The organism is Streptomyces sp. NA04227 (genome assembly GCF_013364195.1).
GTDB lineage: Bacteria > Actinomycetota > Actinomycetes > Streptomycetales > Streptomycetaceae > Streptomyces.
Map to the genome: position 1 here is coordinate 1,365,557 of NZ_CP054918.1, position 21,006 is coordinate 1,386,562.

At 72.5% G+C, this 21,006-nt stretch carries 24 protein-coding genes; 6 read left to right on the top strand and 18 right to left on the bottom strand.

What is annotated here, in order from left to right; genetic code table 11:
- Window positions 1–261: 261 nt before the first annotated feature.
- The 7 genes from trpM to hisI form a co-directional block, all read right to left on the bottom strand.
- Complete coding sequence (gene trpM, locus HUT18_RS05605; RefSeq protein ID WP_176098353.1) at window positions 262–510, bottom strand: tryptophan biosynthesis modulator TrpM; 249 nt, start codon at window positions 508–510, stop codon at window positions 262–264.
- Between the two features lie 7 nt (window positions 511–517).
- Window positions 518–1,327, bottom strand: coding sequence for an indole-3-glycerol phosphate synthase TrpC (gene trpC / locus HUT18_RS05610; protein WP_176098355.1), 810 nt, complete (start codon window positions 1,325–1,327; stop codon window positions 518–520).
- A gap of 154 nt (window positions 1,328–1,481) precedes the next feature.
- Window positions 1,482–1,925: a DUF2752 domain-containing protein gene (locus HUT18_RS05615; protein ID WP_176098356.1), complete on the bottom strand. Its 444-nt coding sequence runs from the start codon at window positions 1,923–1,925 to the stop codon at window positions 1,482–1,484.
- A gap of 228 nt (window positions 1,926–2,153) precedes the next feature.
- Entirely contained in the window at window positions 2,154–2,411 is a 258-nt protein-coding gene (locus HUT18_RS05620) for an HGxxPAAW family protein (RefSeq protein ID WP_176098358.1), read from the bottom strand.
- A 206-nt stretch (window positions 2,412–2,617) separates the two neighbouring features.
- The gene (locus HUT18_RS05625; protein WP_176098360.1) at window positions 2,618–3,247 is read right to left on the bottom strand and encodes a TIGR02234 family membrane protein; all 630 of its coding nucleotides are present in this window, start codon (window positions 3,245–3,247) and stop codon (window positions 2,618–2,620) included.
- Between the two features lie 198 nt (window positions 3,248–3,445).
- Window positions 3,446–4,930 carry an anthranilate synthase component I gene (locus HUT18_RS05630; protein ID WP_176098362.1) on the bottom strand — a complete coding sequence of 495 codons (1,485 nt, stop codon included), beginning with the start codon at window positions 4,928–4,930 and terminating at the stop codon, window positions 3,446–3,448.
- An 11-nt stretch (window positions 4,931–4,941) separates the two neighbouring features.
- Window positions 4,942–5,307: a phosphoribosyl-AMP cyclohydrolase gene (hisI, locus tag HUT18_RS05635; protein WP_176098364.1), complete on the bottom strand. Its 366-nt coding sequence runs from the start codon at window positions 5,305–5,307 to the stop codon at window positions 4,942–4,944.
- A 140-nt stretch (window positions 5,308–5,447) separates the two neighbouring features.
- Here hisI and HUT18_RS05640 point away from each other — a divergent pair, with 140 nt between their 5' ends.
- Window positions 5,448–6,083, top strand: a complete 636-nt coding sequence (locus HUT18_RS05640) for a TIGR03085 family metal-binding protein (protein WP_176098366.1) — start codon at window positions 5,448–5,450, stop codon at window positions 6,081–6,083.
- 27 nt (window positions 6,084–6,110) lie between these two features.
- Here the strand turns inward: HUT18_RS05640 and HUT18_RS05645 are convergent, their stop codons facing one another.
- From HUT18_RS05645 to hisD, 9 genes are all read right to left on the bottom strand, one after another.
- Entirely contained in the window at window positions 6,111–8,591 is a 2,481-nt protein-coding gene (locus HUT18_RS05645) for an MMPL family transporter (protein WP_176098368.1), read from the bottom strand.
- Between the two features lie 150 nt (window positions 8,592–8,741).
- Window positions 8,742–9,497 carry an imidazole glycerol phosphate synthase subunit HisF gene (gene hisF / locus HUT18_RS05650; protein ID WP_176098370.1) on the bottom strand — a complete coding sequence of 252 codons (756 nt, stop codon included), beginning with the start codon at window positions 9,495–9,497 and terminating at the stop codon, window positions 8,742–8,744.
- Between the two features lie 4 nt (window positions 9,498–9,501).
- The gene (locus HUT18_RS05655) at window positions 9,502–9,927 is read right to left on the bottom strand and encodes a RidA family protein (protein ID WP_176098372.1); all 426 of its coding nucleotides are present in this window, start codon (window positions 9,925–9,927) and stop codon (window positions 9,502–9,504) included.
- Window positions 9,924–10,652, bottom strand: coding sequence for a bifunctional 1-(5-phosphoribosyl)-5-((5-phosphoribosylamino)methylideneamino)imidazole-4-carboxamide isomerase/phosphoribosylanthranilate isomerase PriA (gene priA / locus HUT18_RS05660; RefSeq protein WP_176098374.1), 729 nt, complete (start codon window positions 10,650–10,652; stop codon window positions 9,924–9,926). The genes HUT18_RS05655 and priA overlap by 4 nt, the downstream gene beginning before the upstream one ends.
- A 2-nt stretch (window positions 10,653–10,654) precedes the next feature.
- Window positions 10,655–11,335: an imidazole glycerol phosphate synthase subunit HisH gene (hisH, locus tag HUT18_RS05665; RefSeq protein WP_176098376.1), complete on the bottom strand. Its 681-nt coding sequence runs from the start codon at window positions 11,333–11,335 to the stop codon at window positions 10,655–10,657.
- Window positions 11,332–11,496 (bottom strand): hypothetical protein, encoded by a 165-nt coding sequence (locus HUT18_RS05670; RefSeq protein WP_176098378.1) that lies wholly within the window; start codon window positions 11,494–11,496, stop codon window positions 11,332–11,334. The genes hisH and HUT18_RS05670 overlap by 4 nt, the downstream gene beginning before the upstream one ends.
- Entirely contained in the window at window positions 11,493–12,128 is a 636-nt protein-coding gene (gene hisB / locus HUT18_RS05675; protein WP_176098379.1) for an imidazoleglycerol-phosphate dehydratase HisB, read from the bottom strand. Before hisB ends, HUT18_RS05670 begins: the two co-directional genes overlap by 4 nt.
- Window positions 12,125–13,246 (bottom strand): histidinol-phosphate transaminase, encoded by a 1,122-nt coding sequence (locus HUT18_RS05680; protein ID WP_176098381.1) that lies wholly within the window; start codon window positions 13,244–13,246, stop codon window positions 12,125–12,127. Before HUT18_RS05680 ends, hisB begins: the two co-directional genes overlap by 4 nt.
- Window positions 13,243–14,601 carry a histidinol dehydrogenase gene (gene hisD / locus HUT18_RS05685; protein WP_176098383.1) on the bottom strand — a complete coding sequence of 453 codons (1,359 nt, stop codon included), beginning with the start codon at window positions 14,599–14,601 and terminating at the stop codon, window positions 13,243–13,245. Before hisD ends, HUT18_RS05680 begins: the two co-directional genes overlap by 4 nt.
- A 177-nt stretch (window positions 14,602–14,778) precedes the next feature.
- Between hisD and HUT18_RS05690 the strand changes: the two genes are divergently transcribed.
- The 5 genes from HUT18_RS05690 to ybaK all read left to right on the top strand — a co-directional run bounded on the left by HUT18_RS05690 (window position 14,779) and on the right by ybaK (window position 19,281).
- Complete coding sequence (locus tag HUT18_RS05690; RefSeq protein ID WP_176098385.1) at window positions 14,779–14,922, top strand: hypothetical protein; 144 nt, start codon at window positions 14,779–14,781, stop codon at window positions 14,920–14,922.
- Between the two features lie 117 nt (window positions 14,923–15,039).
- On the top strand, window positions 15,040–16,551 hold the full coding sequence (locus HUT18_RS05695) for an oxidoreductase (RefSeq protein ID WP_254878932.1): 1,512 nt from the start codon (window positions 15,040–15,042) through the stop codon (window positions 16,549–16,551).
- A gap of 188 nt (window positions 16,552–16,739) precedes the next feature.
- Entirely contained in the window at window positions 16,740–17,798 is a 1,059-nt protein-coding gene (locus tag HUT18_RS05700) for a hypothetical protein (RefSeq protein WP_176098389.1), read from the top strand.
- A 174-nt stretch (window positions 17,799–17,972) separates the two neighbouring features.
- Entirely contained in the window at window positions 17,973–18,713 is a 741-nt protein-coding gene (locus tag HUT18_RS05705; protein ID WP_176098391.1) for an LON peptidase substrate-binding domain-containing protein, read from the top strand.
- Window positions 18,714–18,780: 67 nt separating this feature from the next.
- Window positions 18,781–19,281, top strand: a complete 501-nt coding sequence (gene ybaK, locus HUT18_RS05710) for a Cys-tRNA(Pro) deacylase (RefSeq protein WP_176098393.1) — start codon at window positions 18,781–18,783, stop codon at window positions 19,279–19,281.
- Between the two features lie 83 nt (window positions 19,282–19,364).
- On the opposite strand, the gene HUT18_RS05715 is transcribed toward ybaK, so the two are convergent.
- Window positions 19,365–20,027: a hypothetical protein gene (locus tag HUT18_RS05715; protein ID WP_176098395.1), complete on the bottom strand. Its 663-nt coding sequence runs from the start codon at window positions 20,025–20,027 to the stop codon at window positions 19,365–19,367.
- A gap of 70 nt (window positions 20,028–20,097) precedes the next feature.
- Window positions 20,098–20,931 (bottom strand): ABC transporter permease, encoded by an 834-nt coding sequence (locus HUT18_RS05720; RefSeq protein WP_176098397.1) that lies wholly within the window; start codon window positions 20,929–20,931, stop codon window positions 20,098–20,100.
- Window positions 20,932–21,006: the final 75 nt, after the last annotated feature.

The window sequence follows — 21,006 nt, forward strand, 5'->3', positions numbered from 1 at the left end:
ATCACCGTATGCGCGCGCGTACGCCGTCGCGGGAAGGCCGTCGCACGGAAAGCCGCGTGGGCGAGTGGACGAGCGCAAGAGCCGTCCTGCGGAAGCCGTACGGGTGGGCCCTCGCGCGAAAGCCACGGAAAGCCACGTGAACCGCGTGCGACCGGCGCACACCGCGCGCCGTACGCGGGCGCGCGAGGCGCGTCGCATAGGCGCGGTGAGGCGCGGTGCGGTGGACCGGCTGTCGGTCCCGGGTGAGGTGCGGTGGCGTGGTTACGGGCGCGCGGGGCGCCCGTGCCATCGCATCCCGTTGACCTGGCCAGGCTCGTCGCCGATCACATAGCGGACCCGGCGGCCGTGCACACGGCGGGCCGGGGCCCGGCAGCCGCGGGGGCGGCAGCCACGGGCGAGGCGGGCGTAGGGGTCACGGGCGCGGTCACCGCCGGGCGGGCACGGGCAGGCGTCGGCGCCGCAGAGGCTGCTGCCCCCGCGGAGGTCGACGGCGCCGCGTGCCCGTGTCACCGTCGGGTCAGCTCCTGCCGTGCCGGAGCGCGGGGTGGGCGCCGGCGGCCACCAGATCGGCGACGGCGGACTTCGGGTCACGGCCGGTCACCAGGGACTCGCCGACCAGGACGGCGTCGGCACCGGCGTTGGCGTAGGCGATCAGGTCGTGCGGGCCGCGTACACCGGACTCGGCGATCTTGACGATGTGGTCGGGGATCTCCGGGGCGACCCGCTCGAAGGTCGACCTGTCGACTTCGAGGGTCTTGAGGTTGCGGGCGTTGACGCCGATCACCCGGGCCCCGGCGTCGACCGCGCGCTCGGCCTCGTCCTCGTCGTGGACCTCGACGATCGGGGTGAGCCCGATCGACTCGGCACGCTCGATGAGCGAGACCAAGGCCTCCTGGTCGAGGGCGGCGACGATCAGCAGCGCGAGGTCGGCACCGTAGGCGCGGGCCTCCCAGAGCTGGTACGAGGTGACAATGAAGTCCTTGCGCAGGACCGGGATCTCCACCCGGGCGCGGACCGCCTCCAGGTCGTCGAGCGAACCGCCGAAGCGGCGCTGCTCGGTGAGTACGGAGATGACGGCGGCGCCGCCCGCCTCGTAGTCCGCGGCGAGGGCGGCCGGATCGGCGATCGCGGCCAGCGCTCCCTTGGACGGGCTGGAACGCTTCACCTCGCAGATGACGCGGACGCTGTCGCCGCGCAGCGCGGCGGCGCCGTCCTTGGCCTGCGGGGCGTTCGCCGCACGCTCCTTGAGCTCATCGAGGCCGACTGCGGCCTGCCGCTCGGCGAGGTCGGCGCGGACTCCTTCGATGATCTCATCGAGCACACTCACGCGAGCGGTCCCCTTTGCTTGGAGCGGTCGGATGCGGACCCCGGTGCGGATTTCCCGTACGGCGTTCGCTGGTCACCTGCGATGGTATCCGCAGCGGACGGCTGCCTCTGCATCCGGCCGGGCACGGTCCCATTACCTGGACATTCTCCCCTTCTCAAGGATGCAGCCAGCCTCCGAACGGCAAGTTCCGGACAACCGTGAAGACGAGGGCGAGGCCGCCGAGGACCCACATCTGGGCCGGGCGCAGCACCAGGAGCGCGGACGAGCCCCGCCCGCGCGCCAGGCGCACCGTCCACAGCACCCAGAGCACCGCGAAGGCGCCGAAGCCGAACACGGCGAAGGCGTTGTCGGTCAGCGCGGCACCGAGGTCCCCGTGGGCGAAGGCGTGGGCGCTGCGCAGGCCACCGCAGCCGGGGCAGTAGATCCCGGTGAACCGCAGCAGCGGGCAGACCGGGTAGTGGCCCGGTTCGTTCGGGTCGACGGTGGCGACATAGCCGAAGGCCGCGACCACGGCGCCCAGGGTGCCCACCGGCACCAGCAGCCGCCGGACCAGTGCGCCCGCTCCCGGGGCGGCGGCGGTCTCGGTCTCTGCGTTCACCCGCGCATCGTTCACCCGAGCATTGTGTCGCGGCCCGGCCTCGGGCGCGCGGGCCGGGTGCCGTACGGCTGGCAGGGCTTCCCCGGCGACGCGTTCCGCCCGGGTCGACGGACGAGAGCGACCCGTGGCGCGGGTGGCCACGGGTCGCTCTCGACGCCGTCGGTCGTTGTCGTGCCACCGCCGGGGCGGCGGCACGGTGCCGTCCGCGCGGGGGCGGACGGCGGTGGATCAGACGGTCTCGCTCTGCGGCTCGGTGGCGCGGACGGTGCGGGGCGCGGCGGCGGTGCGCGGCTTCGAGCCCAGGCCCATGAGGTGCATGACACCGCCGACGATCGGGGCGAGCAGGATGATCGCCGCTCCGGCCCAGAAGCCCACCGGGTTGGCCATCACCATGAACGCGCCCGCCACGGTGAAACCGATGAAGGCGATGATGACACCGGTCCAGGCGGCCGGGGTGTGTCCGTGACCGTGGCTGCTCGCCGACATGACGTGCTCCCTCATTGCTCGAAATGCTCGATAGTGCTCGTGGTCAGTGTGCTGAGCGCTCGAGGTGCGCCGTTGGCCGCACACTCGTCGCCCATTGTCCCGCACGCCACCCCGTGCCCGGGCCCGGGGTGGTGCGATTCACGTCGCCCTCGCGGGCGCCTCGACCGCAGCCGGTACGAGGGCCTCGTACTGACGCCGGATGCGGGTCAGCCGCGGGTCGGGTCCTCGCCGCGGTCGAGTGCCTTCCACAGTTCGCCGGGGTGCTCCGCGTCGGCGTCCGCGCCGCGGCGCGGACGCGGGGCGCCCGCTCGCTCGTAGCGTCCCGACATGGCGGGCCAGTCGCCGCCGCAGCGCAGCGCGATCAGTCCGGCGATCAGCAGGAGCAGGCCGCCCGCCGCGGCCACGTAGGGCCAGGGCGTATGGCTGAGCGACTCGACCGTGGCGGCGGTGTCGCCGGTGGCCCGGGCCGCCTTCTCGTCCAGGGCGCCGCTGTCCGAGGCGCCGAGCACGGAGGCCACGACGATCCCGGCGCCGGTCAGGGCGAGCAGCCCGGAGACGACACGGCGGCCGGTGCGGCGCACGGCGAACACGGCGACCAGAGCGGCGAGTCCGACGATGGCGAGCGCGGCCGGCACACCGGTGACGTCGCCGCCCTTGGCGGTGAGCGGGAAGTCGCCGCCCGCCACCGCGGCGGTGCCCTCCGCCCAGCGCTGGCGCGAGGCGAGCAGCGTCACGGCGGCGCCGCCGGCGCCCGCGAGCAGGGCCAGGCCCAGGCTGCGTCGGCCGGAGCGGACCGGTGTCGCGGCTTCGGTTCGGGGGTGAGGTACAGCAGTCACCCCCCCACTATCGCCTGAACCCACCCGGATCCGTCACCCGGGGCGGCTCCCGGGACGCAGATCACGGCCACGGTTCGGTCACACTCCGGCCGGAAACCGCGTGTGACCGGTCACCGGCCGGGCGCTGAACGGACAGCGTGCGTACGTGGTCGGGCATCCCGCACGCCGTGAGGCGGGGCTCGGCCCCGCCCCGCGCCCTCAGCCCCCGAGCCGCCCCGCCGTGTGGACCGCGCGCAGGACCGCCGCCGCCTTGTTGCGGCACTCGGTGTCCTCGGCGGCCGGGTCGGAGTCGGCGACCACCCCGGCGCCCGCCTGTACGTACGCCTTGCCGTCGCGGAGCAGGGCGGTACGGATCGCGATGGCGGTGTCGGAGTCGCCCGCGAAGTCGAGGTAGCCGACGCAACCGCCGTACAGGCCGCGGCGGCTGGGTTCGAGTTCGTCGATGATCTGCATCGCCCGGGGCTTGGGGGCACCGGAGAGGGTGCCGGCCGGGAAGCAGGCGGTCAGTACGTCGAAGGCGGTGCGGTCCTCGGCCACCTTGCCGGTGACCGTCGAGACGATGTGCATGACGTGCGAGTACTTCTCGATCGACATGAAGTCGACCACCTCGACGCTGCCGGGTTCGCAGACCCGGCCGAGGTCGTTGCGGCCGAGGTCGACCAGCATCAGGTGCTCGGCGCGCTCCTTGGGGTCGGCGAGCAGTTCCTCGGCGAGCTGCTGGTCCTCCTGCGGGGTCGCGCCGCGCGGCCGGGTGCCCGCGATGGGGTGCACCATCGCCTGCCCGTCCGCGACCTTGACCAGCGCCTCGGGCGAGGAGCCCACGACGTCGAAGCCGTCGAAGCGGATCAGGTACATGTACGGCGAGGGGTTGGTGGCCCGCAGCACCCGGTACACGTCGAGCGCGCTCGCCTCGCACGGGGCCTCGAAGCGCTGCGAGGGCACCACCTGGAAGGCCTCGCCCGCGCGGATCCGCTCCTTGATGTCCGCCACCGCGTCCTGGAAGTCCTCGCCGCCCCACAGGGCGCGGAACGGCGGGAGTTCGGCGGGCGGCATCGCGGCGGGCGGCTGGGCGAGGGGACGGGCCAGGTCCGCCTGCATCGCGTCGAGCCGGGCCACCGCGTCGGCGTAGGCCTCGTCGACCCCGGTGTCCAGGTCGTTGTGGTTGATGGCGTTGGCGATGAGCAGGACCGTGCCGTCCCGGTGATCCAGTACGGCGAGGTCGCTGGTGAGCAGCATCGTCAGCTCGGGCAGCTTGAGGTCGTCCTGCTCGCCGGGGCCGATCCGCTCCAGGCGCCGCACGATGTCGTAGCCGAGATAGCCGACCATGCCGCCGGTGAACGGCGGTGTCCCGGCGGCAAGATCGCGCGGGGTGTGCAGTGCCTCGATCGTGGCACGCAGCGCGGCGAGCGGGTCGCCCGTCAGGGGGACGCCCACCGGCGGGCTGCCCTCCCAGTGCACCTGCCCCTCGCGCTCGGTGAGCGTGGCCGAGGAGCGCACCCCGACGAAGGAGTAGCGGGACCAGGAGTTTCCGTTCTCGGCGGACTCCAGGAGGAAGGTGCCCGGCCGTTCGGCGGCGAGCTTGCGGTACAGGGCGAGCGGGGTGTCCCCGTCGGCGAGCAGTCTGCGGCCGACCGGGATGACCCGGCGGTCGGCCGCCAGCTTGCGGAAGGTCTCGAGGTCCATGGCCACCGACCCTACTGAGCCAGCGGCAACGAGCCGGCGTCGAAGCAGGTGCGGTCGCCGGTGTGGCAGGCGGCGCCCACCTGGTCGACCTTCACCAGGACGGTGTCCGCGTCGCAGTCCAGGGCCACCGACTTCACGTGCTGGACGTGGCCCGAGGTGTCGCCCTTGACCCAGTACTCCTGTCGGCTGCGCGACCAGTACGTGGCGCGGCCCGTGGTGAGGGTGCGATGCAGCGCCTCGTCGTCCATCCAGCCGAGCATGAGCACCTCGCCGGTGTCGTACTGCTGGGCGACGGCGGGAACGAGCCCGTCGGCGCCGCGCTTGAGGCGCGCGGCGACCTGGGGATCGAGCTGGCTGGGCTGCCTGGGCGTGGTCATGGGGTTCATTGTGCGGGATCACTCCCGGTGGGCGGCGCCGGTCCGGCATCCGGACAGCGGTCGTCCGGATTCCGTTTCGCCGCACGTCGGGGGCTGCGAACGCTTGCCATGGGGCGCCGGTGCGGCCCTAGAGTGTACGCATGTCCACTCATGCGAAGCGTGAACGACTCCTTCTCGCCGAACTCCTGGAAGCGGCGGGACCGGGGGCGCCGACCCTGTGCGAGGGCTGGCTGACCCGTGACCTCGCGGCACATGTGGTGGTGCGCGAGCGCAGGCCCGACGCCGCGGGCGGCATCCTGATCAAGCCGCTGGCCGCCCGCCTGGAGCGGGTGGAGGCCGAGTTCGCCGCCAAGCCCTACGAGGAACTGATCGACCTGATCCGCAGCGGCCCGCCGAAGTTCTCGCCGTTCGCCCTCAAGCAGGTCGACGAGGCGGCGAACGTCATCGAGTTCTACGTCCACGCCGAGGACGTGCGCCGCGCACAGCCCGAGTGGACCGAGCGCACTCTCGACCCGGTCTTCGCCGACGCCCTGTGGTCCCGCCTGGAGCGCGGCGCCCGGCTGCTCGGCCGCAACGCCCCGACCGGCATAGTGCTCCGGCGCCCCGACGGCCGCACCGTGGTCGCCAGCCGCGGCACCCCCGTGGTCACCGTGACCGGCGAGCCCTCGGAACTGGTCCTGTACACCTACGGGCGCCAGTCGGTCGCCAAGGTCGAACTCGACGGTGAGCCGGAGGCGATCGAGAAGCTCAACGGCGCGAAGGAACTGGGGCTTTAGACGCTCGGGTCCCAGCACGCTGGGGCTTTACGACCCCTGCGCCCGGGAACCACGGGCCGACCGCTTGGTGCCGCCGCCCTCCGCGTCGAGGTGCGGCAGCACCCGGTCGAGCCACCGGGGGATCCACCACGCGGAGCGGCCGAGCAGGGTCATCACAGCCGGAACGAGTAGGAGCCGTACGACGGTCGCGTCGATGAGCACGCTGACGGCCAGGCCCAGGCCGAGCATCTTCACCACGATGTTGTCGCTGACGATGAACGCCGCGAAGACGCTCACCATGATCAGCGCGGCGCAGGTGATCACCCGTGCCGTGATCTCCAGGGCGTGCGCCACGCTGTCCCTGGCCTCGCCGGTGCGTACGTACGCCTCGTGGACGCGGGAGAGCAGGAAGATCTCGTAGTCCATGCTCAGGCCGAAGACGATGGCGAACATCATCATCGGCACATAGCTCTCGATCGGCACCTTGCCCGCGACCCCGAGGGCCGGACCGCCCCAGCCCCACTGGAAGACGGCGACGACCACCCCGTACGAGGCGCCGATGGACAGGATGTTGAGGACGGCGGCCTTCAGGGCGACGAGCAGTCCGCGGAAGACGGTCAGGATGATCAGGAAGGCCAGCGCCACCACCACCAGCACGATCAGCGGCAGCCGGTCGGCGACCACGTCGCGGAAGTCGACCTGGGCGGCCGTGGTACCGGTGACATAGCCCTTGGCCGGGGTGCCCTCGACCGCCTTCGGCAGGGTCTGGTCCACCAGCCGGTTGGTCAGGTTCGTGGTGGTCTCGCTCTGCGGCGACTGGGTCGAGTACGCGGTGGCGAGCAGGACGTCGTCGTCCTTGGTCGGCGTCAGCTTGGTGATCGTGGCCGCCCCGGGCACGTCGGTGAGCGCCTTCTGCGCCTGCGAGGCGAGCGAGGAGCGGTCCTTGGAGGACACCTTGGTCTGGTCGATGACGATCGTCAGCGGGCCGTTGGAGCCCGGGCCGAAGGCATCCGACATCAGGTCGTACGCGCGCCGGTCGGTGAACGACTTCGGGTCGGCGCCGTCGCCGATGTGGCCGAGCTGGATGGAGAACAGCGGCACCGCGAGCACCCCGACCACGGCCAGGCCCGCGGCCAGGAACCACCAGGGGCGGCGTTCGACGCGGCGTGCGTAGCGGTGCCAAGTGCCTTGTGCGGTAACGGAGTCGGGGGCGGCGCCGGATGCGGTGGTGCCCGGCTCGGCGGTGCCCGGTTCGGTCTCGGCGATCGGGCGGCGTACCCGGAAGCGGTCGATGTGGCGGCCGAGAAGTCCGAGGAGGGCGGGCACCAGGGTGAGGGCTCCGACCACCGCGGTGATCACGGTGATCGCGGCGGCCACGCCGAGTTTCGCGATGAAGCCGACACCGGAGACGGCGAGCCCGGTCAGCGCGACGACGACGGTGCAGCCGGAGACCAGGACCGCCCGGCCGCTGGTGGCCACCGCCTGCCCGGCGGCGCGGACCGGGTCGGCGCCGTCCATGAGCAACTGGCGGTGCCGGGTGATCAGGAACAGCGCGTAGTCGATGCCCACGCCGAGGCCGATCATGGTGGCCAGGGTCGGCGAGACGGTGGCGAAGTCGAAGGCGGCCGAGAGCAGTCCCAGGCAGGCGAGTCCGCAGATCACCCCGATCAGCGCGGTCACCAGCGGCAGTCCGGCGGCGAGCAGGCTGCCGAAACCGATGAGCAGGACCACGATCGCGACACCGAAGCCGATCAGCTCCGAGACCCGGTCGTCGGGCGAGGGCCGGGCGAGTTCGCCGAGCGGCCCGCCGTACTCGACCTCCGCGCCCGCGTCGCGCAGTGGCTTCACCGACTTGTCGACCCCGTCGAGGTAGTCGTCGCCGAGGGTGGAGGGCTGTTCGTCGAAGAGGACGGTGATGTACGCGGTCTTCTTGTCCTTGGACAGCGGGCCGACGTCGGGGTCCGAGGCGTTCGAGCCGTTCGAGGCGGGGGCGCTGTTCGGGGCGAGGGAGCCGCCCGCCTCCGCGCCGCTTGCACTCGCGGCCGAACTGCCGTACTGATCCGAGGAGTTGGCGCCTCCCGGCGACCGCCCCGCATCCGTCGACCGCCCCGCGTCCGCGTCCGCGTCCGGGCCGGAGCCGGAGCCGGAGCGCGCCTGGGAACCCGACGCCCCGGACGCCTCCAGCGGATTCTGCGCCGACAGGACGTGCGGCAGCTTCTCCAGTGAGGAGATGGTCGACGACATCTGCGAGCCGAGATCGGTCAGCGGTTTCGCGGAGTCGTGCACCACGACCTGGCTGCTGTATCCGGCCGCCGCCGGGTCGTGCGCCCGCAGGACGTCCAGGCCCTTCTCGGACTGGACGTCGGAGAGCGTGAAGTTGTCCGAGTACTCGCTGCCCTGGACGCGGTCGACGACCTGGAGGGCCACCATCGCCACCAGCCAGACCACGATCACCAGGACAAAGTGCCGTGCGCACCACTCGCCGAGGTGACGCAGCGCCCCCTTCGGGGGGTTCTCCGCCGTCGCCATCCGTGCCTCCTCGCTGCGCCCACCCTGAGCGGGCTCACACCAAATCGGGAGGTACCGGACGATACCGACGGTGTGGGGTGCGGCGGGACGACACTCCGGAGGCAGCGGTGTGCCCTGCGCGCTGGGCAGGGCAGCGGCCCTGCGGCCGGGTCAGCGCACCGGCGCCCCGGCCGCCCGCAGGGTCTCCTTGACCTGGCCGATGCGCAGGTCGCCGAAGTGGAACACGGAGGCGGCGAGCACCGCGTCGGCGCCCGCGCCGACGGCGGGCGGGAAGTCGTCGAGCCGGCCCGCGCCGCCGGAGGCGATCACCGGTACCGCGACCTCGGCACGGACGGCGCGGATCATCTCCAGGTCGTAGCCGTCCTTGGTGCCGTCCGCGTCCATGGAGTTGAGCAGGATCTCGCCCGCGCCGAGTTCGGCCGCGCGGGCCGCCCATGCGACGGCGTCGAGGCCGGTGCCCTTGCGGCCGCCGTGCGTGGTGACCTCGAAGCCGCCCTCGGGGGTGCGCCGGGCATCGACGGAGAGCACCAGGACCTGGCGGCCGAAACGTTCGGCGATCTCGCGGATCAGTTCCGGGCGGGCGATGGCCGCGGTGTTGACGCCGACCTTGTCCGCGCCCGCGCGCAGCAGCTTGTCGACGTCCTCGGTGGTACGCACTCCCCCGCCGACGGTGAGCGGGATGAAGACCTGCTCGGCGGTGCGGCGGACGACATCGTAGGTGGTCTCGCGGTTGCCGGAGGAGGCGGTGATGTCGAGGAAGGTGAGCTCGTCCGCGCCCTCGGCGTCGTAGACCTTCGCCATCTCGACCGGGTCACCGGCGTCACGCAGGTTCTGGAAGTTGACACCCTTGACGACGCGGCCGCCGTCGACGTCCAGGCAGGGGATGACTCGGACCGCCAGGGTCATTGCTTCACAGCTCCTCGAAGGGTCGGGTGGCTTGCGGCTGTTGGGGGCGCAGGGCTTCGAGCTCGACCTCGACCAGGATGCGCGGGTCGACGAAGCCCTGGACGACGAGCAGGGTGGCGACGGGGCGCACGGCGCCGAACAGTTCGCGGTGGGCCCGGCCCACCTGGTCCACGTCGCGGGTGTGGGTCAGGTACATCCGGGTGCGGACCACCGACTCGGGTCCGAGCCCGAACTCGGCGATGGCGTCCAGGGCGTTGGTGAAGGCGACCTTGGCCTGCTCGTACGGATCGCTCTCGCCGTGCAGGACGGTGCCCTTGAAGGAGGTGGTGCCCGCGACCAGGACGCGGTCACCGGCCGCGACGGCGCGCGCGAAGCCGATCGACTCCTCCCAGGGAGTTCCGCTCTGCACGCGCCGTGCGGCTTCGGTCATGACGCCACCGTCTCCAGGGCCTCTTCGAGGGTGAACGCCTTGGCGTACAGGGCCTTGCCGACGATCGCGCCCTCCACACCCTGCGGGACGAGTGCGGCGATGGCCCGCAGATCGGCGAGCGAGGAGACGCCGCCGGAGGCGACCACGGGTCGGTCGGTGGCCTCGCAGACGTTCTTCAGGAGCTCCAGGTTCGGGCCCTTGAGGGTGCCGTCCTTGGCGATGTCGGTGACCACGTAGCGGGCGCAGCCCTCGGAGTTGAGGCGGGCCAGGGTCTCGTAGAGGTCGCCGCCGTCCCGGGTCCAGCCGCGGCCGCGCAGCGTGGTGCCGCGTACGTCGAGGCCGACCGCGATCTTGTCGCCGTGCTCGGCGATGACCTTGGCGACCCAGTCGGGGGTCTCCAGTGCGGCGGTGCCCAGGTTGACGCGGGTGCAGCCGGTGGCGAGCGCGGCGGCGAGGGTGTCGTCGTCGCGGATGCCGCCGGACAGCTCCACCTTGATGTCCATGGCGCGGGTGACCTCGGCGATCAGCGACCGGTTGTCGCCGGTGCCGAACGCGGCGTCCAGGTCGACCAGATGCAGCCACTCGGCACCGGAGCGCTGCCAGGCGAGGGCGGCCTCCAGCGGGGAGCCGTAGGAGGTCTCGGTACCGGACTCGCCGTGCACGAGCCGGACGGCCTGGCCGTCGCGGACGTCGACGGCGGGGAGGAGTTCGAGCTTCGGTGCCATGGTCAGAGCGTCTCGATCCAGTTGGTGAGGAGCTGGGCTCCGGCGTCGCCGGATTTCTCGGGGTGGAACTGGGTGGCCCACAGGGCGCCGTTCTCGACCGCCGCGACGAAGCGTTCGCCGTGCGTGGACCAGGCGACCTTGGGGGCGCGCATCGCGGGGTTGGCGGTTTCGAGGGTCCACTCGTGGGCCGCGTAGGAGTGCACGAAGTAGTAGCGGGACTCGGGGTCCAGGCCCGCGAACAGCTGGGAGTCGGCCGGGGCGTCCACGGTGTTCCAGCCCATGTGCGGGACGACGTCGGCCTTGAGCGGGCCGACGGTGCCGGGCCACTCGTCCAGGCCCTCGGTCTGGACGCCGTGCTCGATGCCGCGGGCGAACAGGACCTGCATGCCCACACAGATCCCCATCACCGGACGGCCGCCGGACAGGCGCCGGTCGATGATCCAGTCGCCGCGGGCCTTCGTCAGGCCCTTCATGCAGGCGGCGAAGGCACCCACGCCGGGGACGAGCAGTCCGTCGGCGTTCAGCGCCCGGTCGTAGTCGTGGGTGATCTCCACCTCGGCGCCGGTCCTGGCCAGGGCCCGCTCGGCCGAACGGACGTTGCCGAAGCCGTAGTCGAAGACGACGACCCGCTTACGCCGTGAGCTGGTCGTGTTCGTGCCCGTCGTGCTCGTCGCGCTGCTCAATTCCACACCTCCAGCCGCACCACACCGGCCAGGATGCACATGGCCGCGCCGATCGACAGGAGTGCGATCAGGCTCTTGGGCATCTCCTGCTTGACGAAGGAGTAGATCCCGCCGAGCAGGAACAGACCGACGACGATCAGGACCGTGGAGAGACCGTTCACAGGGCACCTTTGGTGGAGGGAAGGATTCCGGCGGCGCGCGGGTCGCGCTCGCTCGCGTAGCGCAGCGCCCGGGCCAGGGCCTTGAACTGGCACTCCACGATGTGGTGGGCGTTGCGCCCGTACGGAACGTGGACGTGCAGGGCGACCTGCGCCTGGGCGACGAACGACTCCATGATGTGCCGCGTCATGGTGGTGTCGTAGGAGCCGATCATCGGCGCCATGTTCTCAGGCTCGGTGTGCACCAGGTACGGGCGCCCCGACAGGTCCACGGTGACCTGGGCGAGCGACTCGTCCAGCGGGACCGTGCAGTTGCCGAAGCGGTAGATGCCGACCTTGTCGCCGAGGGCCTGCCGGAAGGCGGCGCCGAGCGCCAGCGAGGTGTCCTCGATGGTGTGGTGGGTGTCGATGTGCAGGTCGCCCTCGGTCTTCACGGTGAGGTCGAACAGGCCGTGGCGGCCGAGCTGGTCGAGCATGTGGTCGAAGAAGCCGACCCCGGTGGAGATGTCGGTACGCCCGGTCCCGTCGAGGCCGATCTCGACCAGGACCGAGGTCTCCTTGGTGGTCCGCTCGGTGCGGCCGGTGCGGCCGGCCGTGTCCGCGGTGAAATCGCTCGTGCTGCTGGTGTTGCTCATACGCCTTGGTCCTTCATCAGTGCGCGGGCCGCGTCCAGGAACGCGTCGTTCTCGTGCGGGGTGCCGGTGGAGACCCTCAGCCGTCCGGGTACGCCGTTGTCCCGGACCAGGACGCCGCGTTCCAGGAACGCCTCCCAGACGGCGTGCGCGTCCTCGAACCGGCCGAACTGGACGAAGTTGGCGTCCGATTCGGTCACTTCGTAGCCCGCGGCGCGCAGCTCGGTGACCAGCCGGTCGCGTTCGGCCTTCAGCTGGTCGACATAGCCGAGCAGGGTGTCGGTGTGTTCCAGGGCGGCCAGCGCGGTGGCCTGGGTGACCGCCGACAGGTGGTACGGAAGCCGTACCAGCTGGACCGCGTCGACCACCGCCGGGTCGGCGGCCAGATAACCGAGCCGGAGGCCCGCGGCGCCGAAGGCCTTCGACATGGTGCGCGAGACCACCAGGTGCGGCCGTCCCTGAAGCAGCGGGAGCAGCGAGTCGCCGTGGCTGAATTCGATGTACGCCTCGTCGACGACCACCATCGACGGCTTGGCCGCCTGCGCCGCCTCGTACAGCGCGAGTACGGTCTCGGCCGGAACGGCGTTGCCGGTCGGGTTGTTGGGCGTGGTCACGAAGACGACGTCGGGGCGGTGCTCGGCGATGGCGCGGGCGGCCGCCTCGGGGTCCAGGGTGAACTCCGGGGTGCGCGGCCCGGAGATCCAGGCGGTGCCGGTGCCCCGGGCGATCAGCGAGTGCATCGAGTACGAGGGCTCGAAGCCGAGCGCGGTACGGCCAGGACCGCCGAAGGCCTGGAGCAGTTGCTGGATGACCTCGTTGGAGCCGTTGGCCGCCCAGACGTTCTCGCGCGAGACCGGGTACCTGCCGGTCTTGCTGAGGTACTCGGCCAGCCTGGTGCGCAGTTCCACCGCGTCCCGGTCGGGGTAGCGGTTCAGGTCGTACGCGGCCTCCCGTACCCGCTCGGCGATCCGGGCCACCAGCGGCTCGGGCAGCGGGTACGGGTTCTCGTTGGTGTTCAGCCGGACCGGGACGTCCAACTGGGGTGCGCCGTAAGGGGACTTGCCACGCAGTTCGGTGCGGATGGGTAGATCGTCGATGCTGTTGCGGGTCGGCTGGTTCACTGGCCCGGAACCTTCCACTCGAACCGTGCCTTGATCGCGGCGCCGTGCGCGGGCAGGTCCTCGGCCTCGGCGAGGGTGACCACGTGGTGGGCGACCTCGGCGAGCGCGTCGCGGGTGTAGTCGACGACGTGGATGCCGCGCAGGAAGGACTGCACGGACAGGCCCGAGGAGTGGCAGGCGCAGCCGCCGGTGGGCAGGACGTGGTTGGAGCCCGCGCAGTAGTCGCCGAGCGAGACCGGCGCCCAGGGGCCGACGAAGATCGCTCCGGCGTTGCGTACCCGCTCGGCGAGCGCGGCGGCGTCGGCGGTCTGGATCTCCAGGTGCTCGGCGCCGTAGGCGTCCACCACCCGCAGCCCCTCCTCGATGCCGTCGACGAGGACGATCGCGGACTGCTTTCCGGCCAGGGCCGGGGTGATCCGGTCCTCGATGTGCTTGCTCGCGGCCACCTGCGGCGCGAGTTCCTTCTCCACTCGCCGGGCGAGTTCCTCGGAGTCGGTGACCAGGACGGCGGCGGCCATCGGGTCGTGCTCGGCCTGGCTGATCAGGTCCGCGGCGACGTGCGCGGGGTCGGCCGTGCTGTCCGCGAGGATCGCGATCTCGGTCGGCCCGGCCTCCGCGTCGATACCGATCCGGCCGGTGAAATAGCGCTTGGCCGCGGCGACCCAGATGTTGCCGGGGCCGGTGACCATGTTGGCCGGGGGGCAGCCGTCCGTCTCGCCCGGGCGCTCGGTGCCGTACGCGAACATCGCCACCGCCTGGGCGCCGCCGACCGCGTACACCTCGTCGATGCCGAGCAGGGCGCAGGCGGCGAGGATCGTCGGGTGCGGCAGGCCCCCGGCCGGGTCTCCTTCAAAACGGGGCTTCTGCGGCGGGCTGGCCAGCGCCATGGAGGGCACTCCGGCCTCCTGCGCCGGGACCGCGTTCATGATCACGGACGACGGGTACACGGAGCGGCCGCCCGGCGCGTAGAGGCCGACGCGGTCGACCGGTACCCACTTCTCGGTGACGGTGCCGCCGGGGACGACCTGGGTGGTGTGGGCGGGGCGGCGCTGGGCGCGGTGCACGATGCGGGCGCGCCGGATGGACTCCTCCAGGGCGGCGCGGACCGCGGGGTCCAGTTCCCGCAAGGCTTCGGCCAGGGCCTCGGCGGGCACCCGGACCTTCTCCTGGCGGACGCCGTCGAAGCGTTCCGCGTAGTCGATCAGCGCCGCGTTGCCACGATGATGCACGTCCTCGCAGATCGGCCGCACCTTCTCCAGGGCGGCGCTCACGTCGAATTCGGCACGGGGCAGCAGGTCGCGCAGGGCGGAGCCCTCGGGGAGGGTCTCGCCGCGCAGATCGATTCGGGAGATCACGTGGCCAATTCTCTCAGACCCGGGCGGAGCACCGTCGCAGCGTTCCACTGGCTGATACATCGGTCGGAGCACACCTTCGGCCGTGGCCGAAAAGAGCTCCCCAAGAACCTCGAAAGATCACCTTCACCACTAGCGTTCAGCCGGTCACGGAACGGGCATTACGCAAGAGGAACAGCTGTGCGCAGTGCGTACAGCGGCATGTGCGCACGGGAACCCGGCGCGGCCCAGGGCCGCGCGCCCGGCATCGACCACCCGCCGGGCAGGGTGCCCCCTTGGCCCGGCGACATCGGCGACAGTCGCACCCGCCGACGCCGGATGTGACAGCAGCGACAACACAACAGCAGCAGGACGCACGGGGGAAAGGACGAAGAACACGTGGTCGACGTCACCGAGGTCGTCGGGGACCCACCGGACTGGCTCACCGCCGCCGAGATAGGCATGTGGCAGGCCTTCCGCAACGGCAGCGTCTACGACCTGCGCAGCCACGACCCGGTGGTGGACGACCCGCACGGCGGTCATCCCTGGGGCCCGGAGCGGACCGTGCGCGCCCGCATCGTGTGCATGCTGCTGCTCGACGGACCACCGCCGCTGCCGGGCCGGGTCTCCTCGCTGAAGCTCCAGGGCCTTCAGGTCGTGGACGCGCTCGATCTGGCGGGCGGAGCGGTCGAGCCCTATGTGGAGATGAAGGGCTGCCGCTTCGAGAAGGAGATCCTGCTGCCGGAGGCGCGGGTGACCACCCTGCGCCTGGTCGACTGCTCGATCCCGCGCCTGGAGGCCGCCCGGCTGCACACCGAGGGCGATCTGCATCTGCCGCGCTGCCGCCTGCACAACGGCATGCGCCTGACGGACGCGCAGATCGGCACGGACCTGATGCTCAACCAGGCCATCGTCTACCGCGACCGGCGGGGCCGCTCGATCATGGGCGACGGGCTCAACGTCGGCCAGGACGTCCAGGCCGAAATGATGGAGTCGCACGGGGAGTTGAGCCTGCGCGGCGCCAAGGTGGGCGTCTCGCTGAGCCTGCGCGGCAGCCGCCTCGCCAATCCCTACGGGCGGCGCGCGCTGAACGCCCCGCAACTGACCGTCGAGCGCACCCTGTACCTGACCCCGGCGAGCCTCGGCAACCCCCTGATGACCGGCGGCACTCCGGCACGCGGCACCCGTATCCAGCGGTTCGAGTGCCAGGGCGGGGTCCGCCTGGACGACGGCCGTTTCGGCGACGCGGTCGACCTGGAGCAGGCACGCTTCACCCTGGAGAACGACCAGGAGGTCTCGATGCGCCGCATCCAGACCCCGGAGCTGCGCTTCACCTGCGAGCGGCCCCGGCGCGGACAGGTGGTGCTGTCCGGCGCCAAGGTCGTCAACCTGGTCGACAAGTCGACGAGTTGGCCCGGGATCGGCGGGCTGCGCCTGGGCGGCTTCACGTACGAGAACCTGGTGCCGCGCGGCTCGTTCCCGCTGACGCGGCGCCTGGAGTGGGTCGCGGCGGCCACCGCCGAGTACAGCCCGGAGCCGTACGAGAAGCTGGCCACCGTGCTGCGCAACACCGGCGAGGACGCGGACGCGCGCGAGGTGCTGCTCGCCAAGCAGCGCCGACGCCGCGAGACGCTGCCGCTCGCGGGCAAGCTCTGGGGCTACGCACAGGACTGGACGGTGGCCTACGGCTACCGCCCGGGGCGGGCCGCGGTCTGGATGGCGGTGCTCTGGTTCCTCAGCGCCCTCGCCTTCGCGCACGCCCCGCATCCCCCGCTCAAGGGCCAGGAACACCCGCAGTGGAACGCCACCCTGTACTCCCTCGATCTGCTGCTCCCGGTGATCAATCTGGGCCAGGAGGGCTACTGGCGCCTGGACGGGCCGTGGCAGTGGGCCTCGGCCACGCTGATCATCCTGGGCTGGATCCTGGCCACCACGGTGGCCGCGGGCGCGACCCGGCTGCTGCGGCGGGGGTGACCGGGCGCGCGACGGCGCGGCCCCGAGGGGCAGTTCCCGGCCACTCCGGCACCGTCTGTCCGGCATACGCCGCTCGCACCGCGTATGCCCGATCGGCGCCGCCACATTCCCCCACATGTTCGTGACCAAACCAACACCCGGTGCCCCCTGGCCGGTTCGGGGTCGTGGGCCTTTCACTGGTCCACACCATGGTTCTGTTTCGCACGCTGCGCCGTACCCCACGTACGACCTCGCCCTCCCCCACGGGGACGACCTCGCGCCGCTCGTCCCCGGAACTTCCCCCGGACGACGAGGTGATCCTCGACGCGCCCGAGGAGTGCCTCGCGCCCGTACTGGTACACGCCGGAAGAGGCGAGTACGAGGCCGCCGCGAAACTGCTCACCTCGACCCGCGAGAAGGCGGACTGGGAGCTGCGGGACCGGGTGACGCTGCGGCTCGCCGCGTTCGCCCGGCGCCGCCCCGAGTGGTTCACCGCCTGGCAGGCGGCCTCCCCGCACGACCCCGACCTGCTGCTCGTCAAGGCCCAACTCGCCCTCGACCAGGGCTGGGAGTCGCCCGCGCGGGCCGAACTCCTGCGCGCGACCGGGCCGTTGATCACCGCGGCCGCCGAGGGCGACGCCCGTGATCCGGTGCCCTGGCGACTCGCGCTCGACCACGCGCGCGGCACCAACGAGTCGCACACCGTCTTCGAGCTGCTGTGGGAACAGGCGCTGCGCCGCTCCCCGCACCACTACGGCAGCCATGTGGCGGCGCTGCGCTATCTGTCCGCCGCCTGGTACGGCTCGCACCGGGAGTGCTTCGACTTCGCGGAACGCGCCGCGCAGGACGCGCACCACGGCTCGCTGCTCCGCGCGCTCCCGGCGCGCGCGGCGCTCGCGTATCTGACCGGGCCCGGGCCTGCCACCGGGCTCTCCGCGGTCCTGGCGCCGGAACGCCTGCACCTCGCGGCCGGTCTCGGCATCGAGCTGTCCGCCACCTTCCCGCCGCACGACCCGTGGCCCGCCGAGGTCCGCAACGTCCTCGTCTGCGTCCTGGCCCACCTCGGCAGGCACGACGACGCCCTGGAACAGCTGCGCCTGATCGGCCCGTACGCCTGCTCCTTCCCCTGGAACCACTACGCCGAGGACCCGCTCGGCCACTTCCTCGGCGTACGCGCGGCGGTGGTCACCGCGCAGGCGCGCGGCCGAGCGCCCCTGCGCAAGGGCGAGCGGCCGGGGCCGGACGCGGCCCGGGGAGCGGGGAGGTAGGCGCTACGGGTGCCCTGCCGGACAGGGCCCCCGTCACCGCACAGGAAGCAGGACGCAACACCCGCGGGACCACGCAGGAATCCGGTCCCCGGCACCGCGGCGAACCGCGTCGGAGCAGGTCCCGGTGGACGTCCGGGCGGGCCCACGGGCCGTCCTCGTCTAGGCTTGCCGGTCGTGACCACCGTCCGACTGCCGCTGTTCCCGCTCAACTCGGTGCTGTTCCCCGGTCTTGTGCTCCCGCTGAACGTCTTCGAGGAGCGCTACCGGGCCATGATGCGCGAACTGCTCAAGACACCCGAGGACGCTCCGCGCCGCTTCGCCGTCGTCGCCATCCGCGACGGCTACGAGGTCGCGCCGAGCGCTCCCGGGCTGCCCGACCAGACGGCGGTGCCCGAGCGCGGGCCCGCCGCCGGGTTCGGCACGGAGCCCATCAAGGCGTTCCACCCGGTGGGCTGCATCGCGGACGCCGCGACGGTGCGCGAGCGCGCCGACGGCGGCTTCGAGGTACTGGCCACCGGCACCACCCGGGTCCGCATCGACGCGGTCGACGCCTCGGGACCGTTCCTCACCGCCGACCTCGAAGAGCTGCCCGAGGAACCCGGCGAGGGGGCGGGCGCGCTGGCGGCCGGTGTGCTGCGGTCCTTCCGCAACTACCAGAAGCAGCTCGCCGGGGCCCGCGAGCGCTCCCTGTCGACCGGCGCCGAGCTGCCCGACGACCCCTCGGTGGTCTCGTACCTGGTGGCCGCCGCGACCGTCCTGGACACCCCCACCAAGCAGCGCCTCCTGGAGGCCGAGGACACCGCGGCCCGGCTGCACGCGGAGCTGCGGCTGCTGCGCCGCGAGACGGCCGTCATCCGGCACCTGCCCTCACTGCCCTCCACGGACCTGACCCGCTCCCCCACCAGCCTCAACTGACCGGCGGGCCACCGGCCCCACCCGAAGCGCTCGGCCGCCCGGATCCCGGAGACCCGTACCCACACCCATGGCCAAGAAGCAGAAGAAACAGCAACAGGGCGGCACCCCCGCCACGGTGGAACTCACCCGGGCGGGCATCGACTTCACCGTGCACGCGTACACCCACGACCCGGCCCATCCCTCCTACGGCGAGGAGGCGGCCGAGGCCATGGGGGTCGCCCCGGAGCGCGTCTTCAAGACGCTGGTCGCGGAGGTGGACGGCGAACTGACCGTCGCCGTGGTCCCGGTCGCGGGCACCCTGGACCTCAAGGCCCTGGCCTCGGCCGTCGGCGGCAAGCGGGCCACCATGGCCGATCCGGCGGCCGCCGAGCGGACCACCGGATACGTCCGCGGCGGCATCTCCCCACTCGGCCAGCGCAAGCGGCTGCGCACCGTCCTGGACGCCTCGGCGCAGCAGTACGAGACCGTCTGCGTCTCGGCGGGCCGACGGGGTCTGGAGGTCGAACTGAGCCCGGCCGACCTCGCCTCGGCGACGGGGGCAGTACTCGCGGACATCGGGCGGGGCTGAGGAGCCCTGCGACCGGCCGAACCCGCCGTACGACCGGCCGGAGCGCGCCGTACGACCGGGCCCCTGCCGTGCTGCGCCCGGCCTCAGTCCGCGCTGGACCCGTGCGGGTGCGGGGCCGGACCCTGCGGCGGGCCGTAGAGCGGCGGGTACTGCGGCTCCGGGTCGCGCGGCCCGAAGAGCCCGTTGAGCGCGAGGTGCACGGCCAGCGAGGCGATCGGCCAGGCAAGCAGCGCGCCCTTGGCCTTCAGTTCCAGTGGGGCGTCGAAGGTGACGCCCTTGCCGACCTCGCGCGCGTGGCCCACGACGTCGTCGGTCGGCCCGAGCCACATCCCGAACCGCCAGGCGATCACCGCGCCGAGCAGGCTGCCGAGCATCAGCGCGACGACCAGCGGCACGCCTCCGCGCCTGCGCAGCAGGAAGACGAGCAGCCCGCTGACCACTCCGAGGCCGATGCCGATGAGCGTGAACGTGCCGTCGACGCCGATCGCCTGCTCACCCTCGGAGTCCTTGAGGTAGACCGTGGTCTCGTCGGCGACGAGCGGGATCTGCGGGGCCAGCCGCCACCACAGAAGCCCGAACAGCAGACCCGCGACGAGCAGCACGACCAGCAGCACGGCGGCCTGACGCAGTTCCACCGCGAGCCCCGGCCCGTCGGAGGTGTGCGCGGGATCGGCCGAACTCCCGGCGGGGGGCGCCTGCCAGGGATCGGACGACGGTTGTTGGGGAGGAGTCAACGGAGCGGTCACCCTGCCATCGTGCCAGGCGGCTCCGTGGGCCGCGTCACCGGACGGCCCACGTCACCGGGCGGCCGCATGGTCACCGGACGGCCGCGCGACGGTACGCCCACGTCGCCACGGCCAGCGAGATCACGCCCACCGCGGCGCACACCCCGAGGTCGAGGACGACCCGGGCCCAGTCCGGATCGTCCGCGAAGGTACGGGCGAGCGCCTCCACGCCGTACGTCGAGGGCAGCAGGTCGCGGGCGAGACGGATGAAGGCGGGCAGGCGCTCCGGCGGCAGGACGCCGAGCAGCAGGGCCGCCGACATGCCGAGCTGGCCGAGCAGCGTGGCCAGTTCGGGCCGCGGGGCCAGCAGCCCGAGCGCGGCACCGAGCCCGGCGAGCGCGGCACCGGCGAGCGGGATCACGGCGGCCAGGACCCACAGGTTCGCCAGCGGCAGCCCGAACAGCGCGCAGCCCGCGACGGCCGTCACCACGGTGCCGGGCACCGTGAAGGAGGCGTACGCGGCGGCGGTGCCGAGCACCACGGAGGCGGGCGGCACGGGCAGGGTGGCGTAGTGGTCCAGGCCCCCGTCGGCGCGGAGCTGGCCGAAGTACTGGGCGAGCAGGTTGAGCGCGACGAAGGCCACCACGAGTACCGAGGAACCGGCGACCACCGCATGCGCCTCGCTGCCGCCGTCGACCACACCCCGCATCAGGATCATGATCCCGACGGACTGGAAGGTGGCCACGAACAGCAGCGGGATCCGCGCCACCCGGGCGCGGGAGAGCTGGGCACGGTAGACCGCCGCGAGCGAGGGCAGCAGCCGGGCGCGCGGCGCGAGTTCGGCCGCCTCCTCGCCGTGGTCGTCGCTGCGGGCGGTGCCCCGGTGGGCACGGCCGGACAGCATCTCCGCGGGCAGAACGCTCATGCGGCACCCTCCCCCGTCGCCCTCGCGGGCGTCAGGCGTCGCGGGGCGGGCGTGCCCTGACGGACACGGCCCGGG